10 protein-coding genes and 1 pseudogene are annotated in these 20,024 nt (G+C 65.1%); 5 read left to right on the forward strand and 6 right to left on the reverse strand.

Annotation, left to right across the window (positions count from 1 at the left end):
- Positions 1-33: 33 nt before the first annotated feature.
- The gene (locus tag EV192_RS18565) at positions 34-1,248 is read right to left on the reverse strand and encodes a hypothetical protein (RefSeq protein ID WP_132116991.1); all 1,215 of its coding nucleotides are present in this window, start codon (positions 1,246-1,248) and stop codon (positions 34-36) included.
- An 840-nt stretch (positions 1,249-2,088) separates the two neighbouring features.
- Here EV192_RS18565 and EV192_RS18570 point away from each other — a divergent pair.
- The 3 genes from EV192_RS18570 to EV192_RS18580 are packed head-to-tail and all read left to right on the forward strand — an operon-like array spanning position 2,089 to position 7,357.
- On the forward strand, positions 2,089-2,418 hold the full coding sequence (locus EV192_RS18570; protein WP_132116993.1) for a CATRA system-associated protein: 330 nt from the start codon (positions 2,089-2,091) through the stop codon (positions 2,416-2,418).
- A 5-nt stretch (positions 2,419-2,423) separates the two neighbouring features.
- Positions 2,424-4,211 carry a CATRA conflict system CASPASE/TPR repeat-associated protein gene (locus EV192_RS18575; protein WP_132116995.1) on the forward strand — a complete coding sequence of 596 codons (1,788 nt, stop codon included), beginning with the start codon at positions 2,424-2,426 and terminating at the stop codon, positions 4,209-4,211.
- Positions 4,208-7,357, forward strand: a complete 3,150-nt coding sequence (locus EV192_RS18580; RefSeq protein WP_132116997.1) for a CHAT domain-containing protein — start codon at positions 4,208-4,210, stop codon at positions 7,355-7,357. The genes EV192_RS18575 and EV192_RS18580 overlap by 4 nt, the downstream gene beginning before the upstream one ends.
- Before the next feature lie 65 nt (positions 7,358-7,422).
- Here the strand turns inward: EV192_RS18580 and EV192_RS18585 are convergent, their stop codons facing one another.
- The 4 genes and pseudogenes from EV192_RS18585 to rnhA all read right to left on the reverse strand — a co-directional run.
- A complete protein-coding gene (locus tag EV192_RS18585) occupies positions 7,423-8,595 on the reverse strand; it encodes a phosphorylase family protein (RefSeq protein WP_165960464.1) in 1,173 nt (390 codons plus the stop codon).
- 163 nt (positions 8,596-8,758) lie between these two features.
- Positions 8,759-12,481, reverse strand: a complete 3,723-nt coding sequence (locus EV192_RS18590) for a CHAT domain-containing protein (RefSeq protein WP_165960465.1) — start codon at positions 12,479-12,481, stop codon at positions 8,759-8,761.
- A 349-nt stretch (positions 12,482-12,830) separates the two neighbouring features.
- Complete coding sequence (locus tag EV192_RS18595; RefSeq protein WP_243726984.1) at positions 12,831-14,198, reverse strand: helix-turn-helix domain-containing protein; 1,368 nt, start codon at positions 14,196-14,198, stop codon at positions 12,831-12,833.
- A gap of 676 nt (positions 14,199-14,874) precedes the next feature.
- Positions 14,875-15,309: pseudogene (rnhA, locus tag EV192_RS55850) on the reverse strand (ribonuclease HI); the annotation flags it as partial.
- A gap of 260 nt (positions 15,310-15,569) precedes the next feature.
- Between rnhA and EV192_RS18605 the strand changes: the two are divergent.
- The gene (locus EV192_RS18605) at positions 15,570-16,859 is read left to right on the forward strand and encodes an IS256 family transposase (RefSeq protein ID WP_132117007.1); all 1,290 of its coding nucleotides are present in this window, start codon (positions 15,570-15,572) and stop codon (positions 16,857-16,859) included.
- 70 nt (positions 16,860-16,929) lie between these two features.
- Positions 16,930-18,555 carry a hypothetical protein gene (locus EV192_RS18610; RefSeq protein ID WP_132117009.1) on the forward strand — a complete coding sequence of 542 codons (1,626 nt, stop codon included), beginning with the start codon at positions 16,930-16,932 and terminating at the stop codon, positions 18,553-18,555.
- A 385-nt stretch (positions 18,556-18,940) separates the two neighbouring features.
- Here EV192_RS18610 and EV192_RS56845 read toward each other — a convergent pair whose 3' ends face one another.
- Complete coding sequence (locus EV192_RS56845) at positions 18,941-19,813, reverse strand: DUF2637 domain-containing protein (RefSeq protein WP_132117011.1); 873 nt, start codon at positions 19,811-19,813, stop codon at positions 18,941-18,943.
- Positions 19,814-20,024: the final 211 nt, after the last annotated feature.

Below are 20,024 nucleotides of genomic sequence, written 5' to 3' on the forward strand. Positions count from 1 at the left end.
TTCCTGCAGGGTCACCGGGGTCGACGCGGTTTGTCATGGGGTGAGCCTGGGAAGCGGCACTGCGGATACCGGGACGTCGTGGCTGGGCTCGGGCAGGTTCAGCAGCCTGTAGATGGTCTGCCGCAGGATCGTTGCGGACTGTCCTGGGCGGGAGGTGATCATTTCAGCGATCCGAGCGTAACGCTGGGGGACATGGCTGGCGATGGCCCGCTCGACCTGCGGCAGCAAGGGGCGGTCCACGTGCAGCGGAGCCGCCAGCTGGGCCAGAATGTCTGCAGGGCTGCCGGGGCGGACATCGGCCAGGGAGCGGGTGTTCATCAGGATGGGACGGTCCAGGCCTGCCCCATACATTGTCACCGATCCGTGATCACCCATGACCAAGTCAGCGCCGACCACAGCGGCCCGCCACCCCTCCTCAGGCGGCACGAGGTGAAGGCCTGCGGTGCGAGGCTTGGCGAGCCAGGCGAGGACCTGGCGGCGGCTGTGACCGCGCCAAATGAACGGGTGCAGCACGCCCACGACGCGATAGTCCTTGCCCGGCAACTCGGCGGTCAGCCGGGCGAAGATGCCGGGATCGGTGCCGAACAGTGAATGCGGCGACCACGTCGTGCTGACCACCACCAATCGCTGGCCGTCCCGCACGCCCAACGCCTCGCGGTAGAGTTGGCGGTATGGCTGGCTGGCCAGCATCCGATCGAAACAGGGATCGCCAGCCACGATCGCTTGAGGCATGGCCTGCGGGCAGGACTCTGCCAGTGCCGCCAGTTCACCGTCGTGGGCCAGGGCCAACCTGGAGGGGATCACCTCGTTTCCGCGCATGAGGTTGCCTGGGTAGAGGTCGTGTGGTGCCTGGTCATCCCACGGGCTGATCCGGGATCGCACCAAGCCCACCCCATGCGGCATCAGCAGCACGGGGCCGCTCAGGTCCTGGATGCCCCAGTGACAGGCCGCCAGTACGAGATCAAACGGCATCTCGAGTGCCTGCCGCCACGGCACCCACAGCCCTCCCAGACTTCGAGCGGATTCTTCCATGCGGGCCCACTGGAAGCCGGTCGCCGGCGTGATGAACACCGCCTGTACTCGCGGGTCGGCCTCCACTTGGGGCAGCACGTCCAGAATCCGGGCAGTTGCTTGGTCGTGCGGCATCACGACTCCGATCAACCGGCAATCCGGACGCGTGATCCATCGCTCGGCGATTGGATGCCCCGGCGCGATCACCTGCTGATCCATCGGCATGGTGCCGTCCATCGGACGGCCCCGGGGCGGGGTATCCCGCTGGCGCCGGGCCCGGTGCCTCAGCATCTCATCGAGCAAACGTCGAAACACGATCGCGCACCTTCCGCTACACGTTGAGCCGCCTGAGGAGGCAGCCGCCTGAACAGCGGAAATCGTGACCCGACGCGGACCCTGTTTGATCATTCTCCGGAATTCCGGCGCATCTCGGACTGTTGTCCCTGGTCCTAGGCTTGCTCTCCGGAGTTCGCTCCGGAACTCCGGAGCGATGCGCAGTACCAATAACCCGAGGGACGGAGTTGCTATGGCTGAGCACCGGCATGCAGCGGGAGCGATCTCTGTGTCGCCGTGAAAGTAGGGTGGCTACAATGTGGCAACCTCGCTGCTGAAGCTGGACTTTTGGATAACACTACGAGATACATTAATAGATTTCTAGATAGCATGTCCGATCCGACTGTGGTGGCTACAAAGGGTGAGCTCGACGACTCGATTACTCGCCAGTGGTTCGTCAACCCGCAATATGGCACATGGTCACGCCATCTGTACGGTACTATTTGGCACTTCATTGTCGCTATCGCATTCGCGGCAAACTTGTCAGCCAGCGGAGCTCGAGAAGGGGCTGTAACTGCATGTCTCGCGGAGGGGTGTACTTCAGGCAAGACCTTGGGCCTCGCGCCTCCACTCCTGCCCGCCTCGACAGGCGAGGTCCACCGACACCGCCAGCGGCTGCGGCAACAGCTGGGCTACGGGAAAGCAGTAAAAGGTGATCATGGTGTTCAGCAGTAGTCCCAGCTGGCCGAACGTCGGCACACGCGGCGCGATACCGTTTGTCTGACGGACGGCGTGAGGAGGCACATGGTGACGGACTTCGAAGTAGCCCGTCAGCAGGCGTTGATGGCACTCGGCTGGCTACGCGAACAGCGGCATACAGAAGCCGAGTGGGGCGAGGTGGCCACAACGCTTGACGACTACGACGTGGCGTTGGTGAATCGCAATGCCGATGACTTGCTACGAGTGGCCCATTCTTTCGACCTTCTCGCTCGCCGGGTAAAGACCACGAACGGTCAGGATCCGGATGATGGAAGGACCGAGATGCCTGCTTCGCTGCGGGATCGTGCGAACGACCGCCTCGACTGGCCGCCGCCGGATCGCCCGGTGAGCGGCGCGGACGACCAGCGGGGTTGATGGCCGTGGGCTTGTTCGCGCCCGCGCTCCTCGTCTACGGATACCATCCGCTCGATCCGGCGAGTGATGCCTGGGCGGAATTCGTCGCGTTGTGGAACGCCCTGGGTATTACCGGGCCTGTGGTGAATTTGGATGCGCCGGCCACACTGCCTGGCATGTCGCCGGAAACGCGGGAGACGTCCGAACTGCTGGCAGTGGCAAGTGCTGGTGAATTACCCGAAGTATGGCAGTTGGTGGCCCGTATCGAACACGACACGGTGTGTCTCGCGGCTATGATGGCACCGGCACGGGAGCTTGACTGTTCCGGCGAATGGAAGGCACTGGAGCGGCGGTGGCTGTCGGCCGCTTCTCCGTATTCGTCGACGTTGTTCGGTGAGGTTCGAATCTTTCTCGCGTTGACCGGCGATGAGGCCGACGCCGACGGTGTGGAGACCGAGGTCCGCACGGCGATTCCCGAGCCGTGGGCGGTGCGCTGGCACACCCGGCACGACGACGTGACTCTGCCAGGCACGGAGCATGACACCCTGCGTGTATGGGAGGCGGGCCCGTTGACGTCGGACGGCCGTCCGGTGCGCAGGCTCGCGGCTGTCGGGGCCGCTCGTCACGAGGGAACGATCGACAGCTTGGTGTGGTCGTCCGGGGACGCCAAACTCGCGCCGCTCGGTAGGCATCTGATGCACGCCGCCAAAGTCCGGGACTCGGTGCGACGGTTCGCGGATGGACACGTGACTCGGAAGGCGCGGCGTCGGCTCGACGAAGGTGTGCAGCGTGCGCTGTTCTCGGTGTCCGAAGGTGGCCTGCGCGAGGACGTTGATATCGTGGAGATGTTGCTCAGCAGGTTGACCCGTCTGCAATCGGCCGCCGGTATCACGGCGGGGAACCTGCGCCAAGCCTTGGGCGGCCGGGTGACCGGCACGGGTCCGCTCACTGACGACGTGGCGCTGGCCGATTGGTTCACGCAGCGGCTGGCCGACGAGCAGCACAGCCTGGCGGAGGCGCTCGCGGACGCACGCAGAATCGCCGCCCGTCCGTCGTCCTCTGTGCTGAAAGGGCGGTGGGCTGTGGTGCTGACCGCAACGGAAGCCGACTATTCGGCGTTCAGCGAACATCTGACGGGAGAAGTGGTCGAGTGTGAGGTGCGCGGCACTGTGTACGAACTGGGCGAACTCCCCGGAGCACAGGGACCCTGGCGTGTCGCGCTTGCTCAGGTTGCTCGCTCGTCGTCTGCCGCGGGAGTTCAGCTCGAGCGAGCCGTCGACCGCTTCTGCCCGGAAGTGGTGATGTTCTTGTGCCCGGCGAGTGGAAGGCTTGGTGTGCAGGTGGGGGACGTCGTGGCTGCCGCATCCGTCTACGACTACGAATCAGGAGTGGACGATGTTCCGGGTTTCAGGCCGACGATCAAGACACACCACGCATCCCACCGGCTCGTCCAACGGGCGCAGTTCGTTGCCCGCAAGCACCTCTGGCAGAAGCGCTTACAAGGCACTCGGCAACCGTCGGCTGTAGTCGGACCGTTGGCGGCGGGATCCAAAGTGATCGTCCACCCGTCGTCCACCGTGGCTCGTCTGCTAGAAGCGGCGGCGTCGGACGCGCACGCAGTGACGCGCGGCAGCTATGGTTTCCTGCATGCCGCATACGTCAACGACAAAGTAGACGCCCTGGTCGTCGTAGGCGTATCGCGACTGCTGACCGACGCTGATCCTCCAGACGCCACTGACGCGTCCACCAACGCCGCCGCGTTCGCCATCGAGCTTCTCGGCACCTTGCCCGTCAAACAAAGTGCGGCACGATGAGCCTCGCAGCCGTGCGGGCCCGGATCGCACGATTCGCCCAGCAGGACGACCACGATGCCGTCCTCGAAGAGGGGGCGGTGGCCGATCTGCTGACGCTGCTCCAGTCGACGTCTTCCGATGACGTAGACGCCAACCGCGCGGCCGCGTACTTCTGCATCATGCGCTTTCAGGTACTGCCGGACGAAGAGGACCGTCTCGACTACGCACGGGCGCTCGAGCTCTTCCGCCCGCTGCGGCGCCTGGGAACAGCGCACATTCCCGAGCACCTGTACGAGGATCTGGACCAGCCCACACCGCAGTTCGTTGGTGACCAAGCGGCACGGCTGCTGATATACGCTAGTCACACCAACGAGTTGGTGTGGCTCGACACGGCGTCGGACTACCTTCGATTCGCGCTGCGCACAACTCCTCACGACGGCCCTGACCGGGTCGCCTACCTCATGAATCTGCATGCAGCCTGGGGGCTTCGCTATCGTCAGACTGACGCGCTGGAGGATCTGAGCGAATCGATCAGAGCCGCGCGGGCGGTGCTCACCGTGCTCGAGCCCGCTAGCCGGAACTGGGTCGACTGGACCTTCATCCTGGGCAAGCACCTCATGTGGCGATACCGCGCCGCAGGTGTGTTCGAGGACCTCGACAACGCCGTCGACCATCTCAAGGCCGCGGTGTCCGCCACCGAATCGGATCATCCAGACCGGATGGACCGGCTCAAGGAGATGGCGATCGCTCTGGGCGACCGCGCCGATCACCGCAGCGACCACGAGGATCTCGACCCGGCCGTGGAGGCGGTCCGTGCGGCGATCGGACTGGCCAAGCCAGAATCAGCGGATGAGTCCGCGTTGTGCTCCCAGCTCTCGCAGCTGCTGCGCCTGCGTTCCGACCAGCGGGGCGATCTGACGGACTTGGCCGAAGCTATCAACTTGTCCCGTGCAGCGCTCGCAGCGGCGGCCGACGACTCGACTCGCGTCACCAGGTTGTCCAGGCTGGGAATCGCGCTGAGGAGCTCGTTCGACCTGACCGGGAGGATCGCCGACCTGGACGAGGCCATCGAGTACTTGCGAGCGGCTGCCGCGCTCACGGATCAGCCGTGGGAACAGACCAAAAGGCTTTCGAACCTCGTCGACGCACTGCGCGTGCGGGCTGAGCGGACCGGCCGCGTCGAAGACGCCGACGAAGCGGTTGCGCTGGCTCGCCGCATGGTCGCCATGACTCCGCCAGAGGACGTCGATCGCTCGGTGTTGCTCAGCACTTTGGCGATCACCCTGCACACTCGCTTCAGCCGCACCAATGAACGCAATGACCTCGACGAGGCCGTTGAGGCGAGCCGGCAGGCAGCCGAGACAGTGGCGGATGATCGTCCTGTCGATGCTGTGATCGTCCGAACGAACTTGTCTGCCTTGCTGTTGTCCCGGTTTGAACGCCTGCGTGATTCCGGGGATGTTGACGAGGCGATTGTTGTCGCCAGGCGGATCATGGCCGCGCTGCCGTCGGCCGACCCATCGCAGGACGAGCGTCAGAGCAACCTCGCCCTTGCGCTGCTCACTCGCTACCAGCAGGTGCCTCCGGCCCGCGCGTCCGATGGCGACGAAGCGGTTGCGCTGATGCGCGAAGCTCTCGGAGCCACGGGTGCCGACCATCCGCGGCTTGCGTCGCGTCTGTCCAATCTCGTGTACGCCCTGCTCTGCCGGTACCGCAACGGCGACGGCCACCCGGCAGACCTTGATGACGCGGTGGTGCTCGGCGAGAAAGCCGTGGCCGAGTGCCCATCCGATGACGCGAACCTCGCGATGTACTTGGCCAATCTGGCAGCCGCGCGACAAGCACGCCATCAACTGACCGGAGATCTCGACGACGCGAGGGCGGTTGTCTCGGCCGACCGAAGGGCATCCTCCTTGCGGATTGCCAGCCCGTCTGTACGCCTGGACGTCGCACGCAGCTGGGGCCGCGCGGCCACGGTGCTCGAGAACTGGCCAGGGGCAGTTGCGGGTTACTCCGAAGCGGTGCAGCTGATCGGCACGGTAGCGCCACGAGGGCTTGCCCGCATCGACGCTGAGCACGCCTTGAGCTCGCTGTCCGGCTTGGGTGCCGACGCCGCAGCGTGCTGTCTGCTCCTGGGCGATGCCGGCCGCGCGGTCTCGCTGTGGGATCAGGCCGTCGGTGTCCTGCTGGCGCAGGCCCTGGACGCGCGTACCGACATCACAGACCTGGCTCGCGCCGACACCACGCTGGCCCAGCAGTTCGTCGAGTTGAGCGACCGGCTTGAGGACGGAGGAATGCTGGCCACGGCACTCACCGGGGAGCGGCGCAGGGCATTGGTCGTGCAGTTCGAGGACCTGTTGCGGCGTATCCGACAGTTGCGCGAGTTCCGCGGCTTTCTCCAGCCCCCCGACATCGGGGATCTGCTGCGGACGGCTCAGCAGGGACCGGTGGTCGTGACCATGGTCAGCGAGCTGTGTTCGGCCGCCTTGGTGCTGACCACGGAAGGTGTCGCCGTGGTCGACCTGCCCGACGCCACACCGGAAACGGTGCGCGAGCACGTCACGACCGTTCTCGCCTGCACAGACGAAACCGAAGACAACGAGCGTCTGCATCGGACGCTGGAATGGATGTGGGACGCCACAGCGGAAGTGGACATTCTGGCCCGGCAGGTTGCTGCCAGGACCGAGTTCATCGGCAACGATGCCAGACGGGACGACATACTGGCCGCCCTGCCACACCATCCGTGGGCACACTTCTGCTGCCATGGGCACAGCGATCCGGATGCTCCGTCCGCCAGCAGGCTGCTGGTCATGGACTACGAGAGGGTGCCGTTGGCGGTCGCGGACATCAGCCGCCTGCGACTGGAGGACGCCGAGTTCGCCTTTCTGTCAGCATGTTCCACGGCACGCACTGGCGAGCACCTGTCCGATGAGGCGATACACCTGGCGTCGGCGTTTCAGCTGGCGGGGTACCGGCATGTGGTGGCCACGTTATGGCCGATCATGGACCGCCACGCGGTGTGGATCGCGGACAAGGTCTACGCCACGATCTCCAAGCAGGGAGCGGCGGCAGCGGCTCGCGCTTTGCACACGGCGACCCGTGAGCTGCGGGAAGTCTGGCGAGACTTCCCCGACGTCTGGGCCGGGCACATCCACAGTGGAGCATAGTCGTGCCACAGTGGTCCTTGTGGTGATGCGGAAGCCGGCGTCCTACGGTTCTGCGTCGTTCGCCTTCATGCCGGGGGAATACTTGTCAACAAGGCAGCCGTGAAAGCGGCGGCGTTGCTTGCGGCCACATGACACTCTTCCTCGCTGGTCTCACCGACGACGGCACGGATCCCTCGTACCACCAATGCGTCAACGTGTGGGTCGGCGTACGCGGAGTGCAGGAAGCCGTGCCCGCCAAGATCTATCGCAAGCGCGTCGCCGCAATGCTCGTCGATCCAGCGGCGAGTGGCGGACTGGCGTCCGGTGACTGTCTTGTTACCGGCCGCGATCGGTCCGATCAGGGCTCGGGGCACGGTATCGCCGCGAGGCGCCCAGAACCCGCGTCTGGCCACCTGCTGAGCCCGCTGGATCAGACGGTACGAAGGAGCCGCCGTCTTGATGCACGCCAACAGTCCGTTGTCGGTGTCGTTGCCGGCCTCATAGTCGTAGACATAGTCCGCGACCACAACATCGCCAGATCTGGCCGCTCCAACGCTCACCGCCTGACCGACCAGGAGCATGACACGAGCGTCGAGGTGAACGGCCGCCCGTTCGAGGTGCAGCGCCTCGGACGGGCCGCCCGACCCGATTTGGGCGAGCCACACCCGCCACGACCCCAGCACGGCATGCTCGAAAACCGTGCCGCGGATCTCAGGGCCTTCCGCAGTCCCCGTGCAAAGGCCGGCGAATGCCTGATAGGACAATGCGTCGGAGGCGAACACGACCGCCTGCGCTTCTTGCGGGACCACCGGGTTCTCAGCCGCAATGCGTGCTGCGGCAGTTCTCCCAACCGGTGCACGTAGGACGTCGGCCAACTGAACGGGCGTGGTCGAAGTCGTGGTTGGGCTCGGTAGCCGGCGTCCGGCTTCTCGTTCCTTCTTCTGGGCGTCGGCCACGATTTCATGTAGGTCGACGAGCCGTTGATAGTCCGCCAGCAGGCTCTGTCGAAATTCTCTCGGCACAGCCTTGCCAGCGGATAGCTTGCGCAAGCATCGGTCGATGTACCGAGTGACAGTATCCCGTGCTGGAGGAAGGCTTCCCGAACCCCGTTCGAGTTCTGACAGCGTACTCTTCGAGCTCCCGATCTCCTTCGCCAGAGCCTCCAGGGTGAAATCACCCCCGAGACGGAGCTTGCGCAGCCGTTGGCCGAAGTTGACCAGCGCGTGCTTCCACGGATCGGGAGCCGGAGGCTGGGACATCGGCATTGTCCTAATCAGTTCTGGGAGTGAGCCATCCGCACACTCCTGGTGGTAGCCGGGCGGGAGGTGAGCACTCGGTTGTCTTTCGTGCTGCGGCTTCAGACCCTGGCACGACAAGTCTATGAGGCCTCGCGTGCTGCGAATTCCGACCATCGCAAGGCCCTTAACACCCGATGTGGATGTAACTCGCCCATACGGACGGATACTTCGACCAGATCCGGCGAAGTGCTCGTACCGCAGCGTGAAGCGCCACCGGGCTGTCCTTCGCTTGGGGCCAGGCAGGAACGATGTCGCTGTACACCTGGGTCGCGATGGTGGCCGCGTGCCTGTCGTACACCGGCCATAGGGCGGCGATCACGTGACGGTATCCCATAAGCTGGAAGGCTGACGCCATGTGGATCGCCTCGTCGGCCAACGGCGGGGTGGTCTGCGCTGTACTACATGCCGACAAGTATGCGAGTTCCGCTGTGTCCAGGCGGGCGCGACCGAGAGCAGCGATGTCCAGCGATCCCACGACCGCCATGCTGCTGCGAGAGGGATCGATCAGGTCCGTTGTGGCGTGACATGCGAAATGCACCCAATGATGGTGCGTCAGGCTCTCGAGGATCGCTGATGCTGTCGCCGCCTGCTCGCTCAGCCGAGTGACCTGTTCGGGCAGCAGTTCACCGAGCAGTGCGGCGTCAACGCGGACGCCGGGCAGGATGACGTCGTCATCCGTCTCCTGCATTTCCACCACCAACGCACGCGGAGTTCCCGCCGATTCAAGCGGTCTCTTGCGGCGGGCGTGGCGCAGCGCGCGTACAGACGCTGTGTAGGACGGCACCACGTAGTCCAAGAGCGTCCCGCCGGGCGTTGCGGCGTGGCCCGCGGCATGCAGCGGCAAGAAGGAGAGCAATCCGGTGGGGCACAGCCACAAGCGGGGAAAGGGTGCTTCGTCATCGGTGCGAGCGCCGAAGCCCAGATGCGTCACGACCGGCCCGACGACTGCCTCCCACAGCCAGGAGAGCACGGTGCTGAGGTCGTCCTCGGCGACTTCATCGGTGCCCTGTTCCACGGCCGCGAGAAACAGCCTGGTCTGCCCCCGCACCGAGGCCGGCGTCGCATCCGGCAGGGGCACGCGCGTGACACCGTCCGACGTGAGGACCAACGCGTCGGAGCCGTATCGGCTGACGTTGAATACGGCGATGGGGCCGTCAGCTCCGTCTGTGGCCGGATCGACCGTGAAAGGCCGCAAGAAGTCGTTCAATCCGGACCGCCGGATTCGCTCGATCAAGTCGGTCAGCTCCATCGCTGACGACTTCCGCCGGGCGGCCGCCTGCGGGTCGCCGTCCGTGGACTCGAGCAGCGTGCACAAGCGAATGAACTCGGCGGCGTCCCGAGGTGAGTGCGCGGCCAGATCGCTCAGGTCGACACGTGTGTCCAGCGCCTGGCCAAGCAGTACACACCGGCCCTGTTCCAGCAGGTCGAGAGCTGTACGGGCGTCGGCATCACGGACCGCGCACGCTGCGGCGTCCACCGCGAGCCCAGGCAGGTCGGCCAGAAGCCGCTGCTGATCATCGCGTTTGAGATTCCGTGGGGCAAGCCGGTCCAGCAGACCGACCGCGAGCCGGAGCGCGGTGTGTGCGGTGGCCCAGTCGCCCGCGGAGACCGCCGCGTGCGCCCATTCGGCCGCGGCGCGGATACGGACCGGAACAGGTGCGGAGAGCTGGTGCGCCGCGGTCCTGCAGTGCCTGATCGTCTCTGCCCGGCTGTCCTGGGCGCCGCGCAGGTCGTCGATCCGGCGTAGGGCGATGGCCAGATGAACAAGCCGCCGGGCTTGGTCAGCGATCTGGTTCTGCTCGACGTCCACGGCCTCCCGAGCGACGGCGACCAGCTCGTCGGCCGATCCCTCGACGAGGTCGAGGTCCAGTTGGAGAACCAGCAGCCCGGCCAGATTCGACAGGTAGTGACCCAATTCGGGCACACCCGTGGTTCGCGCGGCTGTCACTGCGGCTCGCGCGCTGTTCAGTGCGGCACTCAGATCGGCGGCGGCGTTCGATCGTTCGAAACGAGCCAACAGGACCGCGCCAAGGACCGAATGCGCGGCCGCACTGCCGCCCACGACCGCCGCTTCAGCGACTTCCTGTGCCTCGTCCAGCAGCGGCATGTCACCGGCGGGTCCGGCGTTCCTGGCGGTGATGAGCAAGAGCACGGACGCCAGGTTGGCCAGATACTCCAAGCGCTCAGGACGATCAGTTCTAGCCGCATCACGCAGCACCCTCGCCGCCTCGTCGGCGTATTCCGAGCCACCGGACAGCTCTGCCTGCTCGATCAGTGCCACGCCGAGATTGTTGAGTCGGCTGGGGCTGTCCTGGTGGCCTGGTGGAGTGGCCTGGACGGCTTCGCGCGCCATCGCTATCGCTTGATCGAGTTCCGCAGGGTCGCCTGTGCGCAACGCTTGTATGCGCAGGTTCAGGCCTAGGTTGTCCAAGCAGGCCGCTCGGTCGGGAGCCTCAGACGTACAGGACTCCAACGCACGCCGGAACTGGACGCCAGCCTCGACGAGGTCGGCTACACCGCCAGCCAAGTCATAGCGAGCCTGCAGAACAACCCCCAGCGCTATACGGCGTGGCACAAGGTCGCGATGGTCGTCGGGCAGCAATTCGACCGCCACCCGGCCAGCCCTGATCGCCTCGTCAAGCGGCCCCGTGGCCCGGGTGGCTTCCGACAGCGACCGCAGCGCGAGACATAGCACGCTCAGCCGCCTGCTGCGTTCCGGATCTTGCGGAGACGTGAGTTCGACCCCACGCCGGGCGGCGTCGACGGCCACCTCCGCTGTTTCCGCGTTCTTATCGAAGGCGTATTTCGACGTGAGAATGCTGCCCAGTGCGATCTGCGGTTCTGGCGATTCCTTATCCAGTCCTGTGGCTTCAACGGCCGCATCAAGCGCCACTTCCAGTGAATTCCGGTCGTCGTTGAGCTCTGCGAGCCTGCGAAGGGCATAGCACCACTGGGTGAGTCTTGCCGATTGACCCGCGTAGTTCGCACCCGTCTGTACCGCGGTTTCGGCTGCGGCCACAGCTGATCGCAGATCTGCCGCAGCGCCGAATCCCTCATACCGCTGGATCAATGCGGCAGCGAGGTTGGCGTGCAGTTTCGCCTGATAGGGAGCGGTGGGGTCGAGTAGTTCGACCGCGCGGCCCGCCAACGCCACAGCACCGTCGGCGTCTGACAGCTCCCGGCTGTGACGGTATCGGACAGACAGCGCGGTAGCCGCCCCTGACATCCGTACTGGCAACTGTGACGCGCCGGGCGGCGTGCGTTCCACTGCCACCAACGCCATATCGATCATCCGATCAAGATCGGCAGCGTCCCCTTCGTGCCGGTAGCGCTGTTCACACGCCATGGCCAGATCGAGTAGGACGTCCGGTAGCTCGTCCGGCGGGGTTTCCAGAGAGATGAACTCCGTTACAACTGTCTCCAGAATATGGATACAGGCATTGGTCAATTCCGCGCTCGACGCCCGCGCTGCCACCATGAGGAGCGCGGTGGCGCGGTCAGCAGCGCACTGCGGCGTGTCTTCGGTGCGTCCGGGATCATCCTGAAACGCCTTCTGCAGCGGAAATGGAACATATTCCGGACTGTGGGCGAACAACGGAGCGAACATAGCTGCCGCAGCTTGCAAGTCGATGTCCGTCCCCCGCGATGACTCGAACCGGCGCCAGTAGTACCACCCGGCGGCTACAAATGCTCGCGGCAAAGTGTCAGTCAACGCCTTCACCACGACGGAAGCGGCAAGCCGATCGGTGACATCGTTGTGCAACTCGTCTTCCACCCCGTCCTGCCAACGCTCGCCGGAGATGAGGACGGCCAGCTTCTCTACAGGTTCCGGTTCCACGGTACTCATCGTGCCCCCTGTCACACTTGATCTCCGCTTGGGCGTCGTTATCCCAGGTTCTACAGGGCCCGGAGCACCGATCTTGACGAGGCCGCCGGTGGGGCGCCGAGCAGGCTTGGCTCCCGTACTCCACACCCGTGTGCCCACATCAGACATCCGCCCCTAGAGACTGCAGTCCCACGTTGTATATGTACCTCAAGACATGGACCACGCTGGCGGTTCCTCTCACGCATACGACCGGGCACAGGTTGGAAACTGCCGACCGATCCACAGTTAGAGCAACCCCATGTCGTGGTTACGCCATCTGACGACGGTGGGCAAAATCGCGTTCCGGTTCCTCGCCAGTTTGTTGAGGGAGTCAGTCGGTGTGCTGGTCTTGAATCAATGGTTGAAGAGTCGCGAGAGTCTCGGCCAGTTCGGCGGCCAGTTGAGTATCTCGATGGCGCATCGAGCCGTGTCCGAGCCGGACACCAGCGATCGCCATACCGCACACCAAGACAATCGCGCCGACCGCGACGCCAACCATGCGCGGTAACGGGTGGCCGGCCAGTACAAGTTCGACAACCACGATGAGGACGAGTCCGACTGTGCCGACAGCCCACACCGTGCCCAGTACGGCGGCGCGGGCATGGTCCTCGGCCAGCCACTGCCGCAATGGCCGGGCCGCCTGGCGCAGGAGGGTCGCATGGGCGTCGCTGAGAGCCTCATACTCCTTCGTGACCTGATCTTGGCGCGCCGGAGATCGTGGTCGCCGCCATTCTGGCGATCCGGTCAATCTGTCGTAGAGTCCCTGCGCGGCCCGTCGCCAGACAAACGCCTCGGGTTTGCCATCTCGGCGCCAACCGGCTACCACCCCTGGCACACCAGCAGACCGTGCGGCACGGTCGATCCGGTATCCGCGCATGCCGGCTCCCGCCGCCCACCACGCGACAACCCCGGCGATTACCAGGGGTAGGTAATCATGCCAGGGAGCAGGCAGCCCAGCGGCGGCGTACCTGATTCCCACGTAGCCAACAGCAACCATCAACAATGCCAACACCGCGCCGCGGAGCACGTATTCTAGACCCGTCTGTGTACTCGCCTTTCGTTCCACAACCAAGAATGCCCGAGTCAAGACTCTGAACAGCAGCGACGCCACTAGCAGATAGCAGCCGACGAACACGGACAAAACCGCGACCGGGCCGAGCAGTGTTGGCGACAACGTGGCGGGGACCAGAAGCACCGTGCCCAGCAATCCCATCAAGGCTATGGCTGACCAAATCGCCATGCGTCGAACCAGCACCGGAAACCGCACTTCACAAATCGGACGAGAACGTGGCGGCGGCGCCGACAACGGCCGCACCATACGATCGTCGGTGAGCCACTCGGCCTCGGCGGGTAGGGCAGGTACGTCGATAGCGCTGCCGGTGCCACGAGGGCTTAGGCGGAGACGATCACGCAATATTTCCAGCGCCGCGTACTCGCGTAACAGCACCTGGCGGTGTTCGTTCTTGATGACCTTATCGATGTTCCAGACCGCGATGCACTGATCGATATAGGGAATGACGAGCCTTTCCGACGGAACTCGCTCGCCGATGCCTCGCTCGAGGTCGGACACCTTCCTGCCGCTGTAGCCGATCCTGTTGCCGAGATCTTCCTGGGTCAGGCGTGTCTTCTTGCGCAGATCTTGCAGTAGACGGCCAAACCGGCCCAAGGCTTCGCGCCAGGGGTCTGGAGGCAAGGACATGGGCACCCGTGCTGCACCTCCCTTCTGCCGGAAGTTCCGGAGGATTGTCCCGCACCAGGTCCGTCGTCTGCGGTAGCGCCTCGTGTTCGCCTGAATTCCGGAGAACGCACGATACCCGTGACGCCGGTCGGATCATTTCCGCTGGTCATGCTGCACCCGCCCCCGAACAAGCCGCGCAGCCAGTTAGGTTGAGTCGGCCATGGCCGCGGTAGGCTGGCTCGTCGCTGCCTCACCAACCCGCCCACCGGTGCCGAGTAGTCGTCAAGGCTCGCGTTCGCACATGTCAACGGTCTCGGCGATCGCCTGGACAAGACCGTTCAGGTCTTCGTCTGTGGTCGAGTTCCAGAGATCGGCGATCTCGGTTAACACGACGCGAGTGCCGGCCATTATCCTGCGCTCAGCCGAAGAGGTCGGGTTCTGTGCTGGTCTGCGGCAGGTGTTTCTTGCACAGCCCGCCACCGGTTGCGGTCGTGCACCGCTGGCCATTGTGTTTCGGCGCACCGCACTGGACGGCTGGATCGTGCAAGTGACACAGGCCGGACGGGCGGGCGTTGTTCGGGCAGGGCTGGCCTTTGAGGGTGACCTCGCGGCAGCGTTGGACAGGTGGGGTATCGGATCGCTCGGTGCGCGTCGTGTGGCCTGGTGTGATGGTTCGTCGTGATGGTTGAACGACGGTTGTCCCGGTGATCTCCTCAAGTCCGCTGACCGCTAATCGGTCCGCGCGTTCGTTTTCCGGATGTCCGGCGTGTCCCTTGATCCACACCCATTCCACCTTGTGCCGCTCAGCGGCCGCAGCCAGTCGCTGCCACAGGTCAGCGTTCTTGACCGGGGTCTTCCCGGAGGTTTGCCAGCCGTTGTTCTTCCAACGGTCCATCCACTGCGTGATGCCGTTGCACACGTAGGCGCTATCGGTGTGGAGCCGTACGACCACCGGTCGTTTCAGACTTTCTAGCGCCATGATCGGGGCAGTTAATTCCACGCGGTTGTTGGTAGTTTCGGTGGCCTCGCCGCCGTAGAGCTCCTTTTCGTGGACACCGTAACGCAGCACAGCGCCCCAGCCGCCGGGGCCAGGATTGGGGCTGCACGCGTCGTCGGTGTAGATCTCCACGATCTGGCCTGACCGCTCCGTCTCGTCGTCTACCACGGTGCCACTTTATCGAGTGAGGTTGACGCAGCGGGACCTTACGAGGACAGCGCCCGTGTGGAGGCCGGCCTATGACGCTGAGGGTGAGATCCGTGGTGATCTGCCGGAGATCGCAAGAGCAATGCTTGATACCTGTGGATCGGCCGGGAAGGGGCGTACCTTCCCGGTGATCAGCTAGGTCACTCAAGCAAGGCCGACGTTGGCGCGTCGGTTGGGAAGGCACGCCCATGCTCACCGTAGTCCCTGGCGATGATTCCAACGACGAGGGTGGTGCCGCGCCGGCACCGGCGGGTTCGTTGATTGACGAGATCGTGCGGGAGGGTGCCCGGCGGATGCTGGCCGAGGCGTTGCGGGCCGAGGTGGACGCCTACATCTCGGCGTTCACCGGTGAGCTCGACGAACAGGGCCGCCGACTGGTGGTCCGCAACGGCTACCACGCCCCGCGGGAAGTGCTGACCAGCGCGGGTGCGGTCGAGGTGACCGCGCCGCGAGTCAACGACAAGCGCACCGATCCTGACACCGGCAAGCGCCAGCGGTTCTCCCCGGCGATCCTGCCGCCGTGGGCGCGCAAGACCCCGAAGGTCACTGAGGTGCTGCCGCTGTTGTATCTGCATGGGCTGTCCACGGGCGATTTCGTGCCCGCGCTGGGGCAGTTCCTCGGCTCGGGCAAAGGCTTGTCGGCGCCGGTGATCACCAAGCTGACCGAGCAGTGGAAGGCCGAGCAACACGCCTTCGCCCAGCGCGGCCTGTCTGATCTGGACTACGTGTATCTGTGGGCCGACGGCATCCACGTCAACATTCGCTTGGAGGAACACAAACTCTGCCTGCTGGTCCTGATCGGCGTCCGCGCCGACGGCCGCAAGGAGTTGGTCGCGTTGGCTGATGGCTACCGCGAATCCACTGAGTCGTGGGCGGATCTGCTGCGCGACGCCGCCCGACGCGGGATGCACGCCCCGGTCCTCGCGGTCGGCGACGGTGCCCTCGGGTTCTGGGGCGCGTTACGCGAGGTCTTTCCCGACACCCGCGAGCAGCGCTGCTGGTTCCACAAGATCGGCAACGTGCTGTCCGCGTTGCCCAAGACCGCGCACCCTGGCGCGAAGAAAGCCCTCGTGGAGATCTGGAACGCCGAGGACAAACGACACGCCCTGGTGGCAGTCAAAGCTTTCGATGCCGCCTACGGCACCAAGTTCCCCAAGGCCGTCGCGAAGATCACCGATGACACAGAGGAACTGTTGGCGTTCTTCGACTATCCGGCCGAACACTGGGTGCACCTGCGCACCACGAACCCGATCGAGTCCACCTTCGCCACTGTCCGCCACCGCACCAAGGTCACCAAAGGACCCGGCTCCCGCGCCGCCGGGCTCGCGATGGCATTCAAGCTCATCGAGTCCGCACAAGCCCGCTGGCGCGCCGTGAACGCGCCCCACCTCGTCGCCCTCGTGCGAGCAGGCGCCCGCTTCGACAACGGCAATCTGGTCGAACGACCCGAGGACCACGCTCCACAAACAGCCGCCTAAAAGATCTTCATCCACAGGTCTTGACTATTGCTCACTCCTTGCGTTGCAACCGTCTGCGACGATCGCAAAGGTGACGGCCGTCGGTGCTGACGAGGGGCCAGCGGGGTACGGCGACTTTGAGGTCGCCAACAAGGCCATCCCTCGCGAGAATCTGCCGACTCTTGCCGACATCGCCTGGAACCGCGTGCAAATTGCGACGATCGCGGCCATGTCGGGTGAGATGTCTGCCACCGCCCGTCTCATGGCTGAGGCTGCGGTCGTCGACCGCCTAACCGCCGTAGTGGCCGCCTTCCTGGCTCACTGGATCCGCGGCGACTATGACCGCACCACGCCGCCTGCAGCTGCTAGAAGGGCCCATACTCGGCTGATCACTCTCCAGCAGGACAGCGCCGCACTATCGTCACCGGTTCTACCAGTCAGTCTCGGTGTGCAGCTGCGGCGTTACGCAGACCCACGCGTGGCGCCTGACCTGCCGCCAACCTTCAATTCAGCTGATCTTGCCCGCGCGGTCATCACCAATCTCGTGCCGCGTTTGCTCCAGCCCTTCGGGGCTTTCATGAGCATCGCTGCCTTCACCGGCACGCTGCGGAAACAGATCGATCAGCTTGACGCGCGGCCAGACTGGACGCTCATCGCTGATCCACCGCACGACCAGCTTGCCGCGCTTGCCGCGCTCATGGGCGAACTTCATGATGTTCTAGCCGAAGTCGGAGCAAGCGAGGACGAGCAGCCTTCCCTGGGCCGTCTGCGCCAAACCGCGACTAGTCCTACCCCCTTGGCGGCTGCCGCGGCCGCAGCGCAACAGGCGGCTACTGAGCGAACGACCATCATGGCAAGCCGTTTGCATCAGGCGCTGGCCGAAATCGTCGACTCGCTGCCGGTTCGCACGCAGGTTGTCACTCGCGCCAGTGACGATCGCTATGGTGTCGCCTGGCCGCCGCAGGACTTCGCTGTTGTGGCGCGCTCAGATAGTTTGTCCGCCATCATCCAGCTGATCCCGGCCGCGCAACGAGCTCGCGGCAGCGTGCTGCCGCTGGCCGCCAGCCTCACCCTTCTCGGTGTATTGGGGGATCAGCTGGCCGCTCCGTTGACCTATCAGGTCCACGAGCAGCGTCTGCTTCCTAGACTGGACCACGTGGATGGGTGGCAGGTGCATGTCGGGCTTCCGCTGCTCGCTGCACCGACCTACACGGCCGCGATCGAGGCAGAGTCAGCACTGGTGACCCTGTCAGCCCTCAATCTGCTCCGCGAGCGTCGCAGCCTTTGCCCCACTGAACAAGAATTTGCTGATCGGGCGGCTGCTCAACTACAAGACGCGCTCCGTCACTTGGCAAACACGGCGAACGCCGCGACAGAACCGCCACCAGCCAACGAGGAGACATCGGGACCGATCTCGCTCACGGAGACGGCGTTCTCGACCCTGCCAGGCCAAGCTTTCGCGGTCATCTACGACTGGTACCGGGGCGTTCAAGCGGAAGTCCGTGCCGTAGAGGGGGAATTCGGCGCTACAGTCCCGGCAGGGCCTGCGGCTACCAATCCTGGCAGTTTCGCCCAGCGTGTCACCGCATCGGCTCGCGGAGAGGACGAGGAGCTAACCAACACGATGACCATCCTCCACCTTGTGCTCCTTGCCCACGATGTCGATCCCAACCAGGCACAAGAACTTATGGTCGAGTGGACACGTCAAGGCAGTTAGTGCGCCTAAGCACGATTCAAGCCTGGCGAGAATCCCACTACCAACACGGAAATGACCCTCGTTAGGGCGTTCGTGACGGCACTCGGTGCGGTCTCCGTACAGAAGGATGCGTCTGCCCATGAGTACTCACTGTGTAGGCGGTGGCAGGCTTGAACCGGCGGCCGTTGCTGGAGGCTGCGCTGTCAGGTGGAGGTTGCAGGGCCGGGTGGCCGGCACACAGGCCAGATCGGGGCTTATAGCGAGAACGACCGACCGCTCGTTGGGTAGAGAATGGACGGGGTGGCGATGCTGGCTGCGTGTTGGCCTTCGGTCGATTATTATGCGACACCCAGCGCCAGGTGCGGTCATCCGTACCTGGTCTGGCGGACTTCCGGCGGGACACGGGTCACCCAGGTTGGTGTGGACCTGGCGGCGCATTGTGTGCCGGCCCATGCACGGTGGCAGTAGGTTGGCGTCCGCCGTCGCCAGGCGCACTAGTGCTGGTGTGGCTGTTCGCCAGCAGCGCGAAGCCGCACACCACCATCAGCCCATCAAGGACCAGCGGCCTGACCGCGGCCGCCATCGGGCCGTAGTGCCAAGCCAGCAGCACGTCCCGCAGATGTCCGTAGGAGATGACCGCCGAGCCGACCGCCACCGCCCCCGCGCCGCCGAAGCGCGCCAGCCCCCAGCCAAGGCCCTTGGGCCAGCGGATACGCGAGAGGGCCTCTACCGCGAGCATCAGCCCAACCGGCCACACCGCCGCTCCGACCTGCGGCGCGATTCCCGGTGACCAACCAGTTGGTTCGTGTCCGGCAGCAAGCCAGGCGTGCAGCACGTTCGCCGCGATGGACATTGCCGAGCCGAACACGAACCCCGCCCACGCAACCAGCCGTCCGCCCGGCGGGACCGATGTTGGCGTCCTGGTGACCGATCGGCCACCAGGGGCGGCGGCCTGGTCTGTTGCTGGCGGGGTCACGTCGCTTTGGCCACCAGCATCGGCGGCCACCCCGTTCACCAGGCCGCCGCCGGCCGTCTGCCAGTCGGTCGCGCCGGACTGCCCCATGGGCCACCCATCAGTGTCGCCGGCATGCTGAACGTCGAGTTCTCCAGCACTGGTGGTCTGCGTCGCCAGTTCCGCCAGGGCCTTGCGCACCGCGTGGTCGGTGGCCCCGGTCAACCGCACCAGCGTCGGCCGCCCAGGCGTTGGCTGGCCTGCCCGCCGCGCGGTTTCGATCGCCTGGCGTACCTGGGTCGCCAACTCTGCGTTTGGTGTACTCACTGGCGGCCTCCCGCTGCCTCGACGGTGGACGGATGGCAGCGCAGGCATCTGGTCGACTGCGTCCGTTCGGCGTTGAGCCACAGCACCCGTGCCGAGACTGGATCGTCGGGCCGGGCATCGCACTGGCCGCACGGCGGCGGCAGCGGCGAGCGCGCCCGGGGCGCGCGCTCGCGCGTGGGACGGTTCCCTGGATGGTTAAGGACGGTTCGGG

The sequence above is a fragment of the Actinocrispum wychmicini genome (assembly GCF_004345645.1).
GTDB lineage: Bacteria > Actinomycetota > Actinomycetes > Mycobacteriales > Pseudonocardiaceae > Kibdelosporangium > Kibdelosporangium wychmicini.

What these genes read in the sequence shown, in the direction of transcription:
- EV192_RS18605 (WP_132117007.1), top strand. Translation starts at nt 15,570, where the DNA reads ATGCTCACCGTAGTCCCTGGCGATGATTCCAACGACGAGGGTGGTGCC.
- EV192_RS18595 (WP_243726984.1), bottom strand. Translation starts at nt 14,198, where the DNA reads ATGTCCTTGCCTCCAGACCCCTGGCGCGAAGCCTTGGGCCGGTTTGGC.
- EV192_RS18590 (WP_165960465.1), bottom strand. Translation starts at nt 12,481, where the DNA reads ATGAGTACCGTGGAACCGGAACCTGTAGAGAAGCTGGCCGTCCTCATC.
- EV192_RS18580 (WP_132116997.1), top strand. Translation starts at nt 4,208, where the DNA reads ATGAGCCTCGCAGCCGTGCGGGCCCGGATCGCACGATTCGCCCAGCAG.
- EV192_RS18570 (WP_132116993.1), top strand. Translation starts at nt 2,089, where the DNA reads ATGGTGACGGACTTCGAAGTAGCCCGTCAGCAGGCGTTGATGGCACTC.
- EV192_RS18585 (WP_165960464.1), bottom strand. Translation starts at nt 8,595, where the DNA reads ATGTCCCAGCCTCCGGCTCCCGATCCGTGGAAGCACGCGCTGGTCAAC.
- EV192_RS18565 (WP_132116991.1), bottom strand. Translation starts at nt 1,248, where the DNA reads ATGGACGGCACCATGCCGATGGATCAGCAGGTGATCGCGCCGGGGCAT.